We start from the raw sequence: 16194 nt of genomic DNA on the forward strand, positions 1-16194 counted from the left end.
ATAGCGAGATGCTATGTAAGAAGATGTGAATTCGCTGGGAAGGAATGCCGTGGCGATCGACGAAGACGTCGTAGCAGCACTAGGAGACCGGACGCTCGGTCCCGAGCACAAAGGGCTGCCGCCCGCTGCCTGGGGTCGCACCGTGCGCGAATTCCTCGCCACCGCACCGGAGCTCGCGCAGTTCGAGACGCCGCTGCTGACCATCGACCGGTCGGCCGTCGCGGCGAACATCGCCGTCATGGCCGACTGGGCGAGTGCCGCGGGCGTGCAACTCGCGCCGCACGGCAAAACCACTATGTCGCCGCAACTCTGGGCGCAGCAGCTGGCCGCGGGTTGCTGGGGCATCACGCTGGCCACCATCTGGCAGGTGCAGGTGGCGCGCTCGTTCGGGGTCGGCCGGATCCTGCTGGCCAACGCGTTCGTCGACCCGGTCGGGTTGCACTGGGTCGCCGCGGAATCGGCGAAGGATCCTGCCTTCGAGTTCGTCTGCTGGGCGGACAGCGTCGAAACCGTCGTGCTGATGGACGAGCACCTGCGGACCGCGCCGGGCACGGCTCAGGTCCGGGTGCTGGTGGAACTCGGTGGGCCGCATGGCCGTACCGGCGCACGCACGGTCGAGCAGGCGCGGGACGTCGCGGCGGCGATCACCGAGGCGCAGCGGCTGACGCTGGCCGGTGTCGGTGGCTACGAAGGCGCGCTCGCACATGACCGCACGCCTGGAGCCACCGATACGGTGCGGCACTATCTCGACGAACTCGCCCGCCTGCACCGTGAACTCGCCGCCGCCGGACAGTATCCGGACGGCGCGATCGTGACCGCCGGCGGCAGTGCGTATCCGGACCTGGTCGTCGAGCGCCTCGCCGGCCTCGCCGATGAGCAAGGTGCACAGGGTGTTCCGACCTCGGTGGTGCTGCGCTCCGGCGCGTACATCATCCACGACGACGGTTTCTACGCAGGCATCTCCCCGTTCGCCGCGACGCGCAGCGAGAAGCCGCTCCGCTCGGCCATGCACGGCTGGGCGCGCACGCTGTCGCGCCCGGAGCCGGAACTGGCGCTGCTGGACGCGGGCCGGCGCGACCTGCCGTTCGATGAGGGGCTTCCGGTCCCGCAACGCGTTGCGGGACCGGAAGGTTCGGCGCTGGACCCGGCCGCGACGGTATCCGCGCTGAACGATCAACACACGTTCCTGCGGCTGCCCGCAGGCACCGAGCTGCCGGTCGGCGCCGTGGTGCGGCTCGGTCTGTCGCATCCCTGTACCGCCTTCGACAAGTGGCGGCTCATCCCGGTCATCGAGGACGCCGACGCGCCGTCGCCGCGGGTCGTCGACTTCCTGCATACCTTCTTCTGAGCCGCGGATCATGACGGACTTACTCTTTCGCGACATCGACATCATCGATGGCACCGGCGCACCGCGATTTCGCGGTGACGTGCTCGTCGAGCAGGGGCGGATATCGCGCATCGCCGAGCCGGGCAGTATCTCCGGTGCCGACCGGGTCATCGATGCCGGTCCGGGCGCTGCGCTGTGCCCGGGCTTCATCGACATGCACGCCCACTCGGACCTGCATCTACTGACCGAGCCCGGGCACTTCCCGAAGGTCAGCCAGGGCATCACCACCGAGGTGATCGGACAGGACGGGCTGTCCTACGCCCCGATCGACGACGCCACCCTCGCGGTGGTGCGGCGCCAAATCGCCGGGTGGAACGGCAATCCCGCCGATCTCGACTTCTCCTGGCGCACCGTCGGCGAATACCTGGACCGGCTCGACCGCGGGATCACGCCCAACGCAGCCTATTTGGTGCCGCAGGGCACACTGCGATTGCTCGTGGTCGGCGCCGAACAGCGTCCGGCGACCGCGGCGGAGATCGTCCGCATGCAGGAGCTGCTCGCGCAGGGCTTGCGCGAGGGCGCCGTCGGCATGTCCAGCGGGCTCACCTATACGCCCGGAATGTACGCCGACACCGGCGAATTGGCGGCGCTGTGCACGGTGGTCGCCGAGTTCGGCGGGTTCTACGCGCCGCATACCCGGTCCTACGGCGCGGGCGCGCTGGAGGCGTACGCGGAGATGATCGAGCTGGCCAAGAGCACCGGCTGCGCGCTGCACCTGACCCACGCCACGATGAACTTCCACGTGAATCGTGGTCGCGCACCGGAATTCCTGGCGTTGATCGATGCCGCGCGCGCCGAGGGCTGCGACATCACCCTGGACACGTACCCATATCTTCCCGGCGCGACCACACTGTCGGCGCTGCTGCCGAGTTGGGCGATGTCCGGTGGCCCGGACGCGGCACTTGCCCGCCTCGACGATCCCGAGACGCGGGCGCGAATTGCCGTGGACGTGAACGTGAACGGGTCCGACGGCTGTCACGGCGTGACCGTCGAATGGGAAACCATCCAGATCAGCGGCGTAGCCAACGTGGAACTCGAGGACTACGTCGGCAAGCGGCTGGACGAGATCGCCGCCGAACGCGACATGGCGCCGGTCGAGGTGTTCTTCGACCTGCTGCGCCGCGACCAGCTGGCCACCAGCATCCTGCAACACGTCGGGCACGAGGAGAACGTGCGCGCGATCATGGTGCACCCCGGGCACATGGGCGGCAGCGACGCGCTGCTCGCCCCGGCTCGGCCGCACCCGCGCGCCTGGGGCACCTTCCCACGCTACCTCGGTCACTACGTTCGCGAACTCGGTGTGCTCGAGCTCGAAGACTGTGTGCACCACCTGACCGGCCGGCCCGCCGCTCGGCTGCGGCTGCGTGACCGCGGGCTCGTCCGCACCGGTTACGCCGCCGATCTGGTGGTGTTCGACCCCGCCACCGTGGTGGACACCGCCACCTTCGACAATCCGAAGCAGCAGGCGCGCGGGATCCGGCACGTGCTCGTCAACGGCGAGTTCGCCATCGAAAACGGCTCGCCCACCGGCACTCTCGCCGGACGCGCGCTGCGCATGGACGCCTCGCGAAAGGAGACATCTTGACTACCTCGGCCATCGAGGCCATCCGCGCCGACCGCGTGCTGAGCGTGGTGCGCGCACCGGAGATCCCCGATCCGGTCGCGCTCGCCGAAGCGCTTGCCTCGTCCGGGATTCGGGCGCTGGAGCTCACCTTCACCACACCGGGTGTGCTCGGTTATCTTGCCGCGGCCACCGCGGCCGAGGGCGCGGTGCTCGGTGTCGGCACGGTGCTCACCGGCGAACAAGCCAAGGCCGCCATCGACAGCGGCGCGCGGTTCCTGGTCACCCCGGGACTGCGCACCGATGTCGCCGAAGTCGCCGCGCAGCACGACATCCCGGTCGTGATGGGCGCTTTCACGCCGAGCGAGGTGCTCACCGCGCTCGATCTCGGTGCGGCCGCGGTGAAGATCTTCCCCGCCAGGGCGCTCGGCCCTGGCTACCTGAAGGACCTGCGTGGTCCATTCCCTGACGTGGCGCTCATCCCTTCCGGGGGCGTCAATGCGGGGAACGCCGCCGAATTCCTTGCCGCGGGCGCGATTGCCGTCACGGCGGGTACCGACGTTGTTTCCCCTTCCGATGTCGCCGCGGGCCGCTGGTCCGAAATCGCTAGTCGTGCGGCATCGTTCGTTCGATCCATGAATTGAGAGGTCCACCATGGGCGCCGTTGATTGGCTGCGCACCACAACCCCGGGGCTGCTTGTGCTCTGCGGGTTGGCGATCGCCGTGTTGCTGTTCGCCATCATCAAGGTCAAGCTGGAGCCGTTCATCGCGCTGCTGCTCACCGGACTGGGGCTCGCCCTTGCCGCCGGGCTGCCGGTGTCGAAGATCGTCGGCACCGCGATCAAGGCCGGTGATTCCCTGCTGGAGACCGGCTTCGGTGGCATCCTCGGGCACATCGCGGTGATCATCGGGCTCGGCACCGTGCTCGGCGCGATACTCGAACGCTCCGGCGGCGCCGACGTTTTGACCGGCAAGCTGCTGAACCTGTTCGGCGAGAAGGGCGCTCCGTTCGCCATGGGCCTGCTCGGGCTCATCTTCGGCATCCCGGTGTTCTTCGACATCGGCATCTTCGTGCTCGCGCCGCTGATCTATGTGGCCGCCAAGCGCGGTGGCCGGTCGCTGGTGCTGTACGCGATGCCGATGCTCGCGGGTCTGTCGATGACGCACGCCTTCCTGCCGCCGCACCCGGGTCCGGTGGCACTGGGCGGGTTGCTCGGCGTCAGCCTCGGCTGGTTGATCCTGATGGGATTCGTCTGCGGCCTGCCGGGATTCGTGGCGGCGGGTCTCGTGTGGGGCAGCTACATCGGCAAGCGGATCCATGTCGAGGTGCCCGACGAGTTCCTGGTGCGCAAGGAAGACGAGCAGACCGCTCCCGACGAGGGGGAGCGCGTCTCCGACGGTTCCGGTGGTGTCGCGACCAAGACCGTCACGGTCACACCGCCTTCGGTCGGTCTGATCGGCGCGATCATCGCCATTCCGCTGGTGCTGATCCTCGGCGCCACCTTCGGAACCCAGCTGCTGGACAAGGACTCTCAGCTGCTGCAGGTGCTGACGTTCTTCGGCACGCCCGCAGTGGCGCTGCTCATCGCGGTGCTGATCGCGTTCTATGTGCTCGGCGTGCGCCGCGGGTCCACGGTGCAGGAGCTCAGCGAGCTGACCGCGGAATCGTTGCGGCCGGTGGGCATGCTGCTGCTGGTGGTCGGCGCGGGCGCCTTCTTCGGAAAGGTCATCTCCGCCACCGGCATCGGCACCGCCCTGGCGGACACCATGTCCGCGGCCGGGCTGCCGGTGATCGTGCTGGCCTACATCATCAGCTGTGGGCTGCGTATCGCCCAGGGCTCGGCGACCGTCGCGATCGTCACCACGGGCGGCATCGTCGCCCCGCTGGTGGCGAGCCAGCACTACTCGCAGATGTCGATCGCGTTGATCGCCATGGCCATCGCCGCGGGCTCGATCATCCTCAGCCACGTCAACGACGGCGGCTTCTGGATCATCGCGAAGTACTTCAACCTGACCGTCAAGCAGACCCTGCAGACCTGGACCGTGCTCGAAACGATCCTGTCCGTGGTGAGTTTCGCGGTCGCGGCGATCTTGTTCGCGATCGTCAGCTGAATTGCGCGGACCCTCGGGTCCGCGGTGTCGAGCTCCGCTGCGGGGCCGGACAACTGGTGGCACAGCCGCCCGTCGGAAGCGACGAGCGGCGCCACCTGGTCCGGCCCCGCTTCGGCGTTTCGCCGGAGCCCGAGGGTCCGCTCTGTGGGCGGCGGCCTACGCTCGTGACGATCCGAGAGGGAGGTGTCACGATGGCTGAGGCGATCATCGTCGGCGGCGGAATCGGCGGTCTGACCACCGCCGTCGCATTGACCCGGCGCGGCTGGACGGTGGAGGTGCTGGAGCGGGCTCCCGAGATCAGCGAGGTCGGTGCGGGAATTTCGCTGTGGCCGAACGCACTTCGCGCGCTGGATGCGATCGGACTCGGCGATCAGGTGCGTGCGCGGGCCATCGAGGAAGGCTCGTCGGGCATCCGGGACAGCTCGGGGCGGTGGCTGTCGCGCATGGATGTCGAAGGGATTCGCGCCCGGTACGGCAGCCCGATCATGATGCACCGCGCCGACCTGCTGGACATCCTGCTCGCGGCGCTCCCGGAAGCTGTGCTGCGCGCGGGCGTCGCGGTGACCGAGGCACGTCCCGACGGCACCGTGGTGCACTCCGCCGGTACGTCCACAGGTGACCTGGTTGTCGGTGCCGACGGTATTCGCAGTGTCGTGCGACGTGCGGTCTGCGGCGACGTCACCCCGCGCTACAGCGGTTACACCGCCTGGCGGCTGGTAACCACGCCCGCCGAGCCGATCAACGGTTTGGGCGAAACCTGGGGTCGTGGTGAACGTTTCGGCCTCGGTGGGCTTTCCGATGGTCGTGTCTACTGCTTCGCGGTCGCCAACATGGCCGAGGGCAGGCCCGGTGGCGGCCTGGCCGAGTTGCGCCGCCGCTTCGGTAGCTGGCACGAGCCGATCCCGTCGCTGCTCGCGTCGGCCGACGAGTCCGCCGTCCTCAAACACGACCTCTACGATCTTCCCGACCTGAAAACCTATGTCGCCGACCGCATCGCCCTCGTCGGCGACGCTGCCCACGCGATGACGCCCAACCTGGGGCAGGGTGCCTGCCAGGCGATCGAAGACGCCGTCATTCTCGCCCGGGTAGCCACCGAGGACGCCGACCTGGCGAGATACGACCGAGAACGCAGGCCCCGCACTCAGATGATCGTCGCCCGTTCCCGCCGCATGGGCACGATCGCGCAGCTGTCGTCGCCGCCGCTCGTCGCCCTTCGCAATGCGGCGCTGCGACTGGTCCCCACCTCGGCGCAGGCCAAATCCCTTGCGCCGGTGCTGGACTGGACCTGCTGACGCTCGGGCCGCCGGCTCCGCTCGGTCCCGCCCCGGCGGCGCTCAATCATGGTCCTGCGCAGGGAAATCGCGCAGCGCGCGGTGGCAACGGGTGGCTTGGGCGCGCAGGGCGGTGACCAGTTCCGGCGGGCCGGACAGCAGGGTGAAGTCGATGTCCACCGAGGTGATCATCCAGACGAGGGCATCGGGGGTTTCGGCACCTACCTGGAGCTGGCAAGTTCCGGCGTCGATGGGTTCGAGGACGCCCATGCCCGGCCAGATGTTCGGGGTGGCGGCCTCGGCGGAGGTGTGCAGCAGGACGGTGGCCTGGTACGGCCAGGCGCGGGTGGACAGTTGGTGCGAAAGATAGGTGGCGACATCACCTTCCGGCGGTTCGCGCGGGGTGAAGCGCGGGCCGGTGGGGATCCGCGGGGTGAGTCGGTCGGCGCGGAAGGTGCGCCAGTCGGCACGGTCGACGTCCCAGGCCACCAGGTACCAGTGGCGGCTGAAGTGGACCAGAGTGTGCGGTTCCACCGTGCGGACGGTGGTGGCACCGTTGTGGGCGCAGTAGTCGAAGCGGAGGCGTTCGTGGCGTTGGCAGGCCTCGGCGACGGCCATCAAGGTGTCCGGTGCGACTGCCTCGCCAGGGGTACCGACTCGTACGGTGGCGCCGCGCAAGGTACGGACGCGGTGGCGCAAGCGCGGGGGCAGCACCTGCTCGAGTTTGGTCAGTGCGCGCAGCGACGACTCTTCGATGCCCGCCACGGTTCCGTCGGAGGCGCTGCGCAGGCCGACCGCGACCGCGACCGCCTCGTCATCGTCGAGCAGTAGCGGGGGAAGGGCCGCGCCCGCACCGAGGCGGTAGCCGCCGGTGCCCTGGGTTGCGTGCACCGGATAGCCGAGCTCGCGGAGCCGGTCGACATCGCGGCGCACGGTACGGCTGGTGACGTGCAGTCGTTCGGCCAGCTCGGCGCCGGTCCAGTCGCGGTGGGTCTGTAGCAGAGCGAGCAGTTTGAGCAGGCGCGCCGACGTCTCCAACATGCGATCCAGCATGGCAGATCGTTAGGAACAGTACTGTCCTAAGTAATGGTCGCTAGTCGTTGTAGAGCGCGTGCATTCGAGCTGCCGTTTCGGCTACTCGGGCCCGCAATTCGGGCGGATCGAGCACCTCGGCGTATTCGCCGAGCGGCAGTAGGCCGTGGGCGAGCACCTCGTACGACTCCGAAGGCAGGGTCAGTTCGACCCAGCCTGCCGCGTCGGGGTCGGTCGCCGTGGCCAGTGCCTCGGCGACCGCGGCCGGCTCGTTCATCAACCGCAGCATCCGTAGATGCGTGGCGGCGATCCGGCAGCGGGCACGGACCCGCAGCATCGATTGCGCGAAATCGTCGGCGGCCGTGGACCAATGGTTCGCCAGATCGAAATCGGCTGGCCGGTCGAAGGATTCGCCGGTCGGCTCGGCCGAGAGGATTCTGCTGACCCGGTAGGAGCGGATCGCCGTGCCGTCGCGGGCGACCAAATACCAGGTGCCCGCCTTCATGACCAGACCGAGGGGGTCGAGCGTGCGGTCGACGACCTTGTCCTTGCGGCCGTAGCGCACCCGCAGTTTGCGGTCGTGCCAGAGTCCGTCGGCGACGGTGTTCAGGGTCGGTGTCTCGTCGGGTCGATGGAACCAGCCCGGCGCGTCGATGTGCACCCGCTCGGCGATTCTTGTTGCGCGGCCGCGTAATTCGGGCGGCAGGGCGGCTAGCACCTTGAGCTGGGCGGTGGCGAGCACGGTGCCCAGTCCGAGATCGGCTGCCGCACCGGGCAATCCGGCGAGCAGCACGGCGTCGGCTTCGTCGGTGGTCAAGCCGGTCAGTCGGGTCCGGTAGCCGTCGACCAGTCGCACGCCGCCCGCGCGGCCCGGTTCGCTGTAGACCGGCACGCCGGCGGCGGACAGCGCCTCGACGTCTCGGTACACGGTGCGCACCGACACCTCGAGTTCCTTGGCGAGCTCGCCTGCCGTGGTTCGGCCGCGGGTTTGCAGGATCAGCAGCAGCTGTACCAGTCGACTTGCTCGCATCAGTCGAGATTAGCCAGAAAACTGGACAGGAGATGTCAAGGATTGCTCGTATCGTCCTGGATATGGCCACTTGGAGTGAGTTCACCGCAGAAGCACCGCGCATCGCCGAGATCTTCGTCCGCCGACATGCCGCCGCAGGCAACCTGTGCATGCTCGGCACCCTGCGTTCGGACGGGTTTCCGCGGATCAGTCCGATCGAGCCGCGGCTGTTCGAGGACATGCTGGTGCTCGCGGGGATGCCCGGCACCACCAAGTTCCGCGATCTCGCCCGCGATCCGCGCTTCTGTCTGCACACCGCCACCATGGATACGAACGTCAGTGACGGCGACGCGAAGCTGTTCGGCACCGTGGTGGATCTGCAGGACAAGGAGGTGCACGTGCGTTTCGCGCAGGACCTGTTCGAGGAGAGCGGGTTCGATATTCGGGGTCAGGACTTCGACCACTTCTACGTCGCCGACTTGACCAGTGCCTCGACCGTCGAAGCGGGTGCGGATCACCTGGATATCACCATCTGGAAGCCCGGCGAAGGTGAGCGGGTAGTGCAGAAGCGCTGAGGCGCTCGAGTCAGTCCTTGCGGGGCAGCCGGTTGAGCACTTCGGTGGCGAGCTGTTGCGGATCGATGCCGAGTGCGCGCAGCGCGGGATGCACGACCTCGTCCTCGTGGGCGAGCAGTCCGAGCATCAGGTGGCCCGTGTCGGCTCTGCTGTTGCTGGTCTTGTGGGCTTCGGTGTCGGCGCGGGCCAACGCGCGCAGCACCAGCGGGGTGAAGCGCGGGTTGACCGGTGCGGAAGCATGGTGCGTCGCGACGGCCGCCAGGGCTCGCCGAAGTTTCTCGTGCCCGAGCCCCAGTGCGTTGACCGCGGCGGCGATCGGTGTATCAGGGTCGTCGTCGGCCGTGCTGGTCAACGCGAGCAACAGATCGCTCGCCTCGATGTGCGCGTGATTGAGCGCTCGCGCTTCCCGCAGGCTGTTCTCCAGCGCTTTCCTGGCCTGCTTGGTGAAGGGAATGTTCCCGGACACGCTGTAGTCCGCCGTCCCCGGCGTCAGCGCGATCTGCACCCTGGCTGCGGCGGGCTCGATGCCCAGCTCCGCCAGAGCGCGCGCGGTGGTGGCCGCGGAACCGATCTCGCAGGCGCGGAGGATGGCGAGCAGCATGTGCTCCGGGCCGATGTAGTCGTGGCCGTGTTCTCGTGCCTCTTCTTGCGTCAGCACGATCACCCGACGGGCCTGATCGGAGAATCTCTCGAACATAGCGACCCCCTTTCGGCCATTGGCCGCTGCTATCGATGGTAGTCAACATCCGGAGCGGCTGGTCGATATCAGCGGTGTCGGGTGCCGGACGGGTTAAAGGCGAGGCAGATGGCCGACATCGGGGCGATCGGCATTCAGTGGCTTCGAGTCAACGATCGACGGCGACGGGCGAGAAAGGCTCGCTCGGCCGAATTCTCGGTGCGGGCGATCGCCGCGTCGACGGCGGTCACGGCTTCGGTTGTGCGGCCGAGACGTTCGAGGAGGTCGGCCCGAATCGCGTGGTACAGGTAGTACTTCGCGAGGTCTAGATCGTCGAGCAGGGCGAGCGCGACTGCGGGCCCGTCGACCTCGGCGACCGCTACTGCCCGGTTGAGCGCGACGATCGGACTCGGCGCCAGCACGGTCAGTTGGTCGTAGAGCTGGACGATCTGCGGCCAGTCGGTGGCGGCCGCGGTCGGGGCGTCGGTGTGTACGGCGTTGATCGCCGCTTGGATCTGGTACGGCCCAGGTTGGTTGCGGCGCAAGCACTCTCGCACGATCGCGTGACCCTCTGCGATGCGTTCGCGATCCCAGCTGGCGCGGTCTTGCTCCGGCAACGGAACCAGGGATCCATCGGCGGCGGTACGGGCGGCCCGGCGTGCGTCGGTCAACAGCATCAGAGCGAGCAGTCCGGCGGTTTCCGGTTCGTCGGGCATGAGCTCGGCGAGCAGGCGGCCGAGGCGGATCGCTTCGGTGCAGAGCTCGGCGCGGGTGAGACTGTCTCCCGCGGTGGCCGTGTGCCCCTCGGTGAAGATCAGATAGATGACCGCGAGGACGGCGTGCAGCCGGGCCGGGAGGTCGGCGTCGGCGGGCACGCGGTAGGGGATGCGGGCGTCGCGGATCTTGCCCTTGGCGCGGACAAGTCGTTGCGCCATAGTCGATTCCGCGGTCAGGAAGGCGCGGGCGATCTCCGCGGTGGTGAGCCCGCCGAGCAGTCGTAAGGTGAGCGCCACCTGGGCGGTGCGGGCCAGCGCGGGGTGGCAGCAGGTAAAGATCAGCCGTAGGTGGTCGTCGCGCACCGCACCCTCCTCGGCCGGTTCGGTGTCGGCCTGCAACAACGCGGCCTGGGCGTACTTGTCCGCGCGGGCGGCTTCCCTGCGGAGCCGATCGATCGCCCGGTTGCGTGCGGTCGTGATGATCCAGCCGGGCGGGCTCGGCGGCAGCCCGTCCGACGGCCAGCGCTGCACCGCCGCGGTGAACGCGTCCTGCACCGCGTCTTCGGCGACACCGATGTCACCGAAGATGCGGGTCAGGGTCGCGACCGCGCGGCCGTAATGTTCGGCGAACACTTGCTCGATCGCCGCGGTGGTCACGGGTGGGTTCATCTAACTGTCGTGCAGTGGCCGGACCTCGATCGGCAGCGTGATCGCCGCGGCCAGTCGGCGACCCCACTCCAGGGCTTCGTCGAGATCGGCGGCCTGGATGACGGTGAAGCCGCCGATGTGTTCCTTGCCCTCGACGTACGGGCCGTCGGTGACCAGCGCTTCGTCGTCCTTGACGCGCACCACGGTTGCGGTGCTCGGTGGATGCAGACCGGCGGCAAAGACCCATGCGCCCGAGGACCGCAGATCGGCGTTGACCGCGTCGACATCACGCATGATCTCGTCGATATTGTCGGGTACGCCGTCACCGTCGGGTTGGTAGATGCTCAGCAGATACTGCGTCATCGAGGTGCTCCTTCGGACAGGCCGGCCCGTTGCCGGCTTCACCGACTACACGATCGGGCACCCAGCGAATCGACACCTGCGGCGAACTTTTTCAGGCGGGATCGGTGAGGGCTTGGACTCGACCATAGCTCGGGGCTTCGGTGGTGGTGGGGTTGTCGTCGCGGACCGCTCGGGCGGCGTCGGCGGCGGCGGCCAATGCGGTGCGGTACAGCAGCGAACCGGTGCTGACCCGGCGGACACCGAGGTCGGCGAGCGCGGCGAGGGAGAGGCCGGTCGGTGAGTAGAGGATGTTCAGGGGGAGTGGAGAAGCGGCGACGATTCGGCTGATTTCGTCGGGGTCGGTGAGGCCGGGCACGAAAATGCCGTCAGCACCCGCGGCCGTGTACTGCTCGACGCGGGTGCGGGTGGTGTCGGGGTCGAGTTTCAGCCAGTACGTGTCGACGCGGGCGTTGACGAACAGCTCGGGGGAGCGGGCCTTGATCGTCGCGATCACCTCGGATTGGTGATCCGGTTCGGCCAGTGCGGTTTCCGTGCGGCCATCCTCCAGATTCACTCCGGCGATACCCAATTCCGCTAGTTGCGCGACGTATTCGGCGACAGCGCTGGGGCTTTCGCTGAAGCCACCTTCGATATCGACGGTGACCGGCACCGGCAGCCGAGCGAGTATCCGAGCCAAGGCCATGGTCGCCTCCGCGGTGACTCCGGTGCCGTCCGGCAGACCTGCCGCGACGGCGACGCCGAGGCTGGTGGTACCGATCGCCGGGAACCCTTCGGCCGCAAGGATTGCCGCGGAACCGAAGTCCCAGGCGTTCGGCAGGACCAGCGGTCGGTCGCCGTGGTGCAATTCGTGGAAGACCTTCGTCTTGTTCATGCGGACCCCTCGATGATTCCGGCGGCGATGGCGATGGCGTGTGCTCGGCCGGGGCAGGCGTGCGGGCCCGCCCCGAACCCCAGTCCAGGGTGCCGCATGTCGAGCTCGACGACCGTTCCGCCGACGAACCGTCTGGTCGAGCGAAGCGGTGGGTTCTCGATCATGGTCCGCTCGATGAGCTGCTCGGCGGTGCCTTCGGCGGTCAGCTGTCGCGCGTTGGCGATCAGTGCGCTGGTTGCGGCACAAGCCTGCACCAGCAGGCAGATTCGGGCCGCCGTGGTGTCGTCGGCTACGCCGCTGATTGCCGCTACCAAGTCGGCGACGGCTTTGTCGGCCGCGGGGTTGTCCGGCTCGTATGGTTGGTAGTGGGCGGCGACCAGTGCTACTGCGTCCACGGAAATGTTGTGCAGGCCAAGGGCTTCCGCCAAGACGCGGACATGGGGAAGTGGTCCGGCGGTGGTGTTTGCCCGCTCGCGCAGATCCGCGGGGGAGAGCCGGTCGAGTTCCGCGGTGACCAGTGCGCGCAATCGCTGATGCTCGGCTCCGTCGGCGAAGCGCGGCACGTGGGAGCGCAGCCAGGCGAGGCCGACCGGCGCGTCCACCCGGTGCACGGCGGGTACCGGTGCGTTGATCAATGTGGCGCGCACTTGCTCAGGGTCGGTGATCGCAGGAGCTGTCATGCCGTGACCGTAGCCCCGGATCATTTCGGTGGCCGCCGAAACGTTCGCGCACCATCATGGGGTGGTGTCATCCAGAGGAGCCGAATTAGCAGGTCTCGCCGCGTTGCTCGCCGACCGCACCCGCGCGGACATGTGCCTGGCCTTGGTCGACGGCCGCGCCTGGACCGCAGGTGAGCTCGCCCGCCACACCGGAGTGGCCGCGTCCACCGCGACTGAGCACCTCAATCGCCTCCTCGCGGGCGGCCTGCTCATCGAACGCCGCCAAGGCCGGCACCGCTACGTCCAATTGGCGGGCCCGCAGGTGGCCGAGCTACTGGAGTCCATGGTCACCCACCTGGATCCACCTCGTCCGACGGTGACCAACCTCCGAACCGCCACTGCCGCAGCAGCTTTGGCAAACGGTCGCACCTGCTACGACCACTTGGCCGGACGCTTGGGCGTCGCCATCGCCGATGCCATGACCACCCAGGACTTCCTCGACCAGGACAACGGTTTCGCACTCACCGAAGCCGGCCTCACCTGGCTGACCGGCCCGCTGGGTATCGACCCCGCCACCCTGCACGCCTCCCGCCGCCCCCTCGCCCGCCCCTGCCTCGACTGGACCGAACGCCGCACCCACCTCGGCGGCGCCGCAGGCGCCCACCTCTGCCGCCGCCTCCACGAACTCCACTGGATCACCCGAGTCGGCACCGGCCGCGCCATCCGCCTCACCCCGAAAGGCGAATCCGGCCTACAAACTTCGCTGGCCCTCGACCCTTCCGCCCTACAACCCCCTACACCCCATCCCGCAACTGCCGCAGCCGATAAGCCACCCGCGAAATAACCCCCGCCAACATCCGAGCCCCCGACTCCAACCGCTCCAGCAACTCCACCAACTCATCCTCGGTAGCCCGCGAAACATCCACCCCCCGCACCCCAGCCACCGCACCCTCCAGCGCCCTGACCTGCTCCTCAAAGGATTCGTTCGAACGCATGTTCTAATGATAGCAGCTCTAGTGCGCCAAGATTCTTGGCAGGGTGGCCACGTTTACATCTGCGCGGTCATCGACTACGCCACCAAATACTGCCTAGCCATCACCGTCACCCCGACCGCACATCCAGGGCTTGGGAGTGGCTCTGATGATCCCGCAGGTCCTGGCCAGCCTCCACGTCATCGACTGAGCCGCTCTGGTTGCCCTGGATAATGGACTGGTATCCGGGGCAGTAGTGGCGTCCGCCTGCGGCGAACCGTGCCCGGCCGCTCTCGCAGAATTCTCACAGATGACCGTTTGAGAGAGCCCGGGGCGAAGATGTACGTTTCTCCGCCCCGGACTCGAGGTTCGCTCCTGGGAGACGCGTGGCGCGACCGAGTCCAGGAATCGCGGCGGCAGCGTTGTTTCAGCCAGCCGCGGACTCGTGCAGTACCTGCCAGCGGAATCGAGGCGTTGTCGGCTGGACGGTCAGTACCGCGGTCGTCCAGCGATCGCTGCGCTTCCCGTTGAGGAGATGACGCTCCAGACAGCGGATAACCCTGATGTCGCCCTCGGCGAGCAGCACCTCGAAGTCGGAGATCTCGATCTCGAGGCCGGGCTGGGAATTGCCTTTCCGCCGCAGTTCGGCCAGCAGCTCGGATCGGCTGACTCGGACGCCGTCAATACTCAGCATCGAGAACGTCTCGGCCTGGGTCGCGGCGACGCGATCGAGGATCCCCGGGTCCGCGTCGGTTCCGAACCACGTCGCCAGCAACTGGTTCACAGAGACGACCTCGGCCTCCAGGTCTGATGCATCGGTATTTTTCATGCCCGGCAGGCTACGCGGAGCGGGTGACATCACAGCACAAAGCTCCTGAGGTACCGGCCGTGTGTCAGTGGTCGGTGGCAAACTCGCAAAAATGACGCCCAGGTCGAGATTCACACCGCTCCCGAACGAACATCGGGAGCGCATCGAGGCCCTCCTCCCGCCGGGCGAGAGCTGTACGCGGCGAGCGGTCGGGGGCCTCGACGTGACCGTGGGCGAGCGTTGAGATGGCCGATTTCAAAGATGAACTGTCGCCGGAACTCATCGAGCGTCTCGCAGGTGACCTCGCGAGTGCCTCGGCCTCGTTCGACCGGACGGCGTTCGAGCAGCTCGCGTGCACCGGTATCGGTGACCTGAAGTTGAAGGCCCGTATCGACTGGATCGCCCGCGCCCTCGCGGCGACGATGCCGACGGCCCCCAAGGAAGCCGACCGGGTGATCCGTGGCGCCCTCGGCGGCGGGGGCCTCATGGGATGGGCTTCGATGCCCGTCAACGCCTACGTCGCCTCGGCGCTGCTGGACCGGCCCGATATCGCGCTGCCGCTGCTGGCCGCGCTCACTTCCCGCTACACCGCAGAATTCGCTATCCGCCCGTTCGTCGAAGCCCACTACCAGGCCACGATGGACCAGCTCAGGGCGTGGACCACCAACCCGGACGAACACGTTCGGCGGCTCGTCTCGGAGGGCACGCGCCCGCGGCTGCCCTGGGCGTCACAGCTCTCGCGGTTCGTCGCCGACCCCGCTCCCGCGCTGGCGCTCCTGGAGCCTCTCGTCAACGACGAGTCCGTCTACGTGCGCCGTTCCGTGGCGAACCACCTCAACGACATCAGCAAAGACCACCCCGACCTCGCCCTCGTCACAGCCCGGCGATGGCTCCGCGGCAGCACGCAGGACGATTTCGTCGTACGCCACGGCCTGCGGACACTCGTCAAGCGAGGACACCCGGAGGCTCTCGCGATTCTCGGGTTCGATCACCATGCACCGATCGAGATCACCGACCTCGACTGCTCGCCTTCCACCATCTCCATCGGGGAGACGACCACCGTCACCTTCACGCTGCACACCACCGAAGCGACGAGAGCGGCGATCGACTACATAGTCCACTACCAAGGGGTTCGCGGCCCCAAAGCGGGCAAGGTGTTCAAGCTGACCGCCCGGGACCTCCCCGCGGGCCAGGCGGTCCACTTCTCACGCCGACACCGGTTCCAGAGCCTCTCGGTCCGCACGATCCACCCCGGCCCGCACCGCATCGAAGTCCAGGCCAACGGACGCGTCCTCGGCGCAACCGAGGTCCACATCACCGCCGCCGAAACATCGGAAGGCCCAGTCTCCGCCTGCTGAACCGAACGCCCAGCGGCCGGGGACGGACCCATGCGACCACTCGCACCCCGGTCTCGGCGGCCCAAAGAAGGGCCGCCTCCGCCACTGACGCGCCACCATCGGCGCTCTCCCGCGGCGCACGCCTTCGAGCAGAACTGCGCGTCGCTGCGTGCAGTGACCCGCAGCAGCTCCCAGCAA

General features: G+C 68.1%; 16 protein-coding genes. 8 read left to right on the top strand and 8 right to left on the bottom strand.

The annotated features are described in order from the left end of the window. Window positions 1-49 precede the first annotated feature (49 nt). The 5 genes from IBX18_RS21705 to IBX18_RS21725 all read left to right on the top strand — a co-directional run bounded on the left by IBX18_RS21705 (window position 50) and on the right by IBX18_RS21725 (window position 6352). Window positions 50-1348, top strand: coding sequence for an alanine racemase (locus IBX18_RS21705; RefSeq protein WP_194835366.1), 1299 nt, complete (start codon window positions 50-52; stop codon window positions 1346-1348). A gap of 10 nt (window positions 1349-1358) precedes the next feature. Then, window positions 1359-2972, top strand: coding sequence for an amidohydrolase family protein (locus tag IBX18_RS21710; protein ID WP_194835367.1), 1614 nt, complete (start codon window positions 1359-1361; stop codon window positions 2970-2972). Continuing rightward, a complete protein-coding gene (locus IBX18_RS21715; RefSeq protein ID WP_194835368.1) occupies window positions 2969-3592 on the top strand; it encodes a bifunctional 4-hydroxy-2-oxoglutarate aldolase/2-dehydro-3-deoxy-phosphogluconate aldolase in 624 nt (207 codons plus the stop codon). The genes IBX18_RS21710 and IBX18_RS21715 overlap by 4 nt, the downstream gene beginning before the upstream one ends. Before the next feature lie 10 nt (window positions 3593-3602). Further along, entirely contained in the window at window positions 3603-5060 is a 1458-nt protein-coding gene (locus IBX18_RS21720; protein WP_194835369.1) for a GntP family permease, read from the top strand. A gap of 191 nt (window positions 5061-5251) precedes the next feature. Continuing rightward, on the top strand, window positions 5252-6352 hold the full coding sequence (locus IBX18_RS21725; RefSeq protein ID WP_194835370.1) for an FAD-dependent oxidoreductase: 1101 nt from the start codon (window positions 5252-5254) through the stop codon (window positions 6350-6352). Between the two features lie 42 nt (window positions 6353-6394). On the opposite strand, the gene IBX18_RS21730 is transcribed toward IBX18_RS21725, so the two are convergent. Together IBX18_RS21730 and IBX18_RS21735 are read right to left on the bottom strand one after the other, a co-directional pair. Then, the gene (locus tag IBX18_RS21730; RefSeq protein ID WP_194835371.1) at window positions 6395-7372 is read right to left on the bottom strand and encodes a YafY family protein; all 978 of its coding nucleotides are present in this window, start codon (window positions 7370-7372) and stop codon (window positions 6395-6397) included. Window positions 7373-7424: 52 nt separating this feature from the next. After that, window positions 7425-8393, bottom strand: a complete 969-nt coding sequence (locus IBX18_RS21735; protein ID WP_194835372.1) for a YafY family protein — start codon at window positions 8391-8393, stop codon at window positions 7425-7427. Between the two features lie 62 nt (window positions 8394-8455). Here IBX18_RS21735 and IBX18_RS21740 point away from each other — a divergent pair, with 62 nt between their 5' ends. After that, entirely contained in the window at window positions 8456-8947 is a 492-nt protein-coding gene (locus IBX18_RS21740; RefSeq protein ID WP_194835373.1) for a pyridoxamine 5'-phosphate oxidase family protein, read from the top strand. Window positions 8948-8957: 10 nt separating this feature from the next. Here IBX18_RS21740 and IBX18_RS42190 read toward each other — a convergent pair whose 3' ends face one another. The 5 genes from IBX18_RS42190 to IBX18_RS21765 form a co-directional block, all read right to left on the bottom strand. Beyond that, window positions 8958-9644 carry a Clp protease N-terminal domain-containing protein gene (locus tag IBX18_RS42190; RefSeq protein WP_194835374.1) on the bottom strand — a complete coding sequence of 229 codons (687 nt, stop codon included), beginning with the start codon at window positions 9642-9644 and terminating at the stop codon, window positions 8958-8960. Window positions 9645-9778: 134 nt separating this feature from the next. Continuing rightward, window positions 9779-11008: an RNA polymerase sigma factor gene (locus tag IBX18_RS21750; RefSeq protein ID WP_194835375.1), complete on the bottom strand. Its 1230-nt coding sequence runs from the start codon at window positions 11006-11008 to the stop codon at window positions 9779-9781. After that, on the bottom strand, window positions 11009-11350 hold the full coding sequence (locus IBX18_RS21755; protein WP_194835376.1) for a YciI family protein: 342 nt from the start codon (window positions 11348-11350) through the stop codon (window positions 11009-11011). Between the two features lie 91 nt (window positions 11351-11441). Then, window positions 11442-12221 (bottom strand): isocitrate lyase/phosphoenolpyruvate mutase family protein, encoded by a 780-nt coding sequence (locus tag IBX18_RS21760; protein WP_194835377.1) that lies wholly within the window; start codon window positions 12219-12221, stop codon window positions 11442-11444. Further along, complete coding sequence (locus IBX18_RS21765; RefSeq protein ID WP_194835378.1) at window positions 12218-12901, bottom strand: hypothetical protein; 684 nt, start codon at window positions 12899-12901, stop codon at window positions 12218-12220. The genes IBX18_RS21760 and IBX18_RS21765 overlap by 4 nt, the downstream gene beginning before the upstream one ends. Before the next feature lie 64 nt (window positions 12902-12965). Here IBX18_RS21765 and IBX18_RS21770 point away from each other — a divergent pair, with 64 nt between their 5' ends. Beyond that, window positions 12966-13724, top strand: coding sequence for a helix-turn-helix transcriptional regulator (locus IBX18_RS21770; protein WP_194835379.1), 759 nt, complete (start codon window positions 12966-12968; stop codon window positions 13722-13724). Between the two features lie 554 nt (window positions 13725-14278). On the opposite strand, the gene IBX18_RS21775 is transcribed toward IBX18_RS21770, so the two are convergent. Continuing rightward, window positions 14279-14680, bottom strand: a complete 402-nt coding sequence (locus IBX18_RS21775; protein WP_194835380.1) for a hypothetical protein — start codon at window positions 14678-14680, stop codon at window positions 14279-14281. Window positions 14681-14904: 224 nt separating this feature from the next. Here IBX18_RS21775 and IBX18_RS21780 point away from each other — a divergent pair, with 224 nt between their 5' ends. Then, window positions 14905-16017, top strand: coding sequence for a DNA alkylation repair protein (locus IBX18_RS21780; protein ID WP_194835381.1), 1113 nt, complete (start codon window positions 14905-14907; stop codon window positions 16015-16017). The last annotated feature ends 177 nt before the right edge of the window (window positions 16018-16194 follow it).

This window comes from Nocardia sp. XZ_19_369 (assembly GCF_015355715.1).
Classification (GTDB): Bacteria; Actinomycetota; Actinomycetes; order Mycobacteriales; family Mycobacteriaceae; genus Nocardia.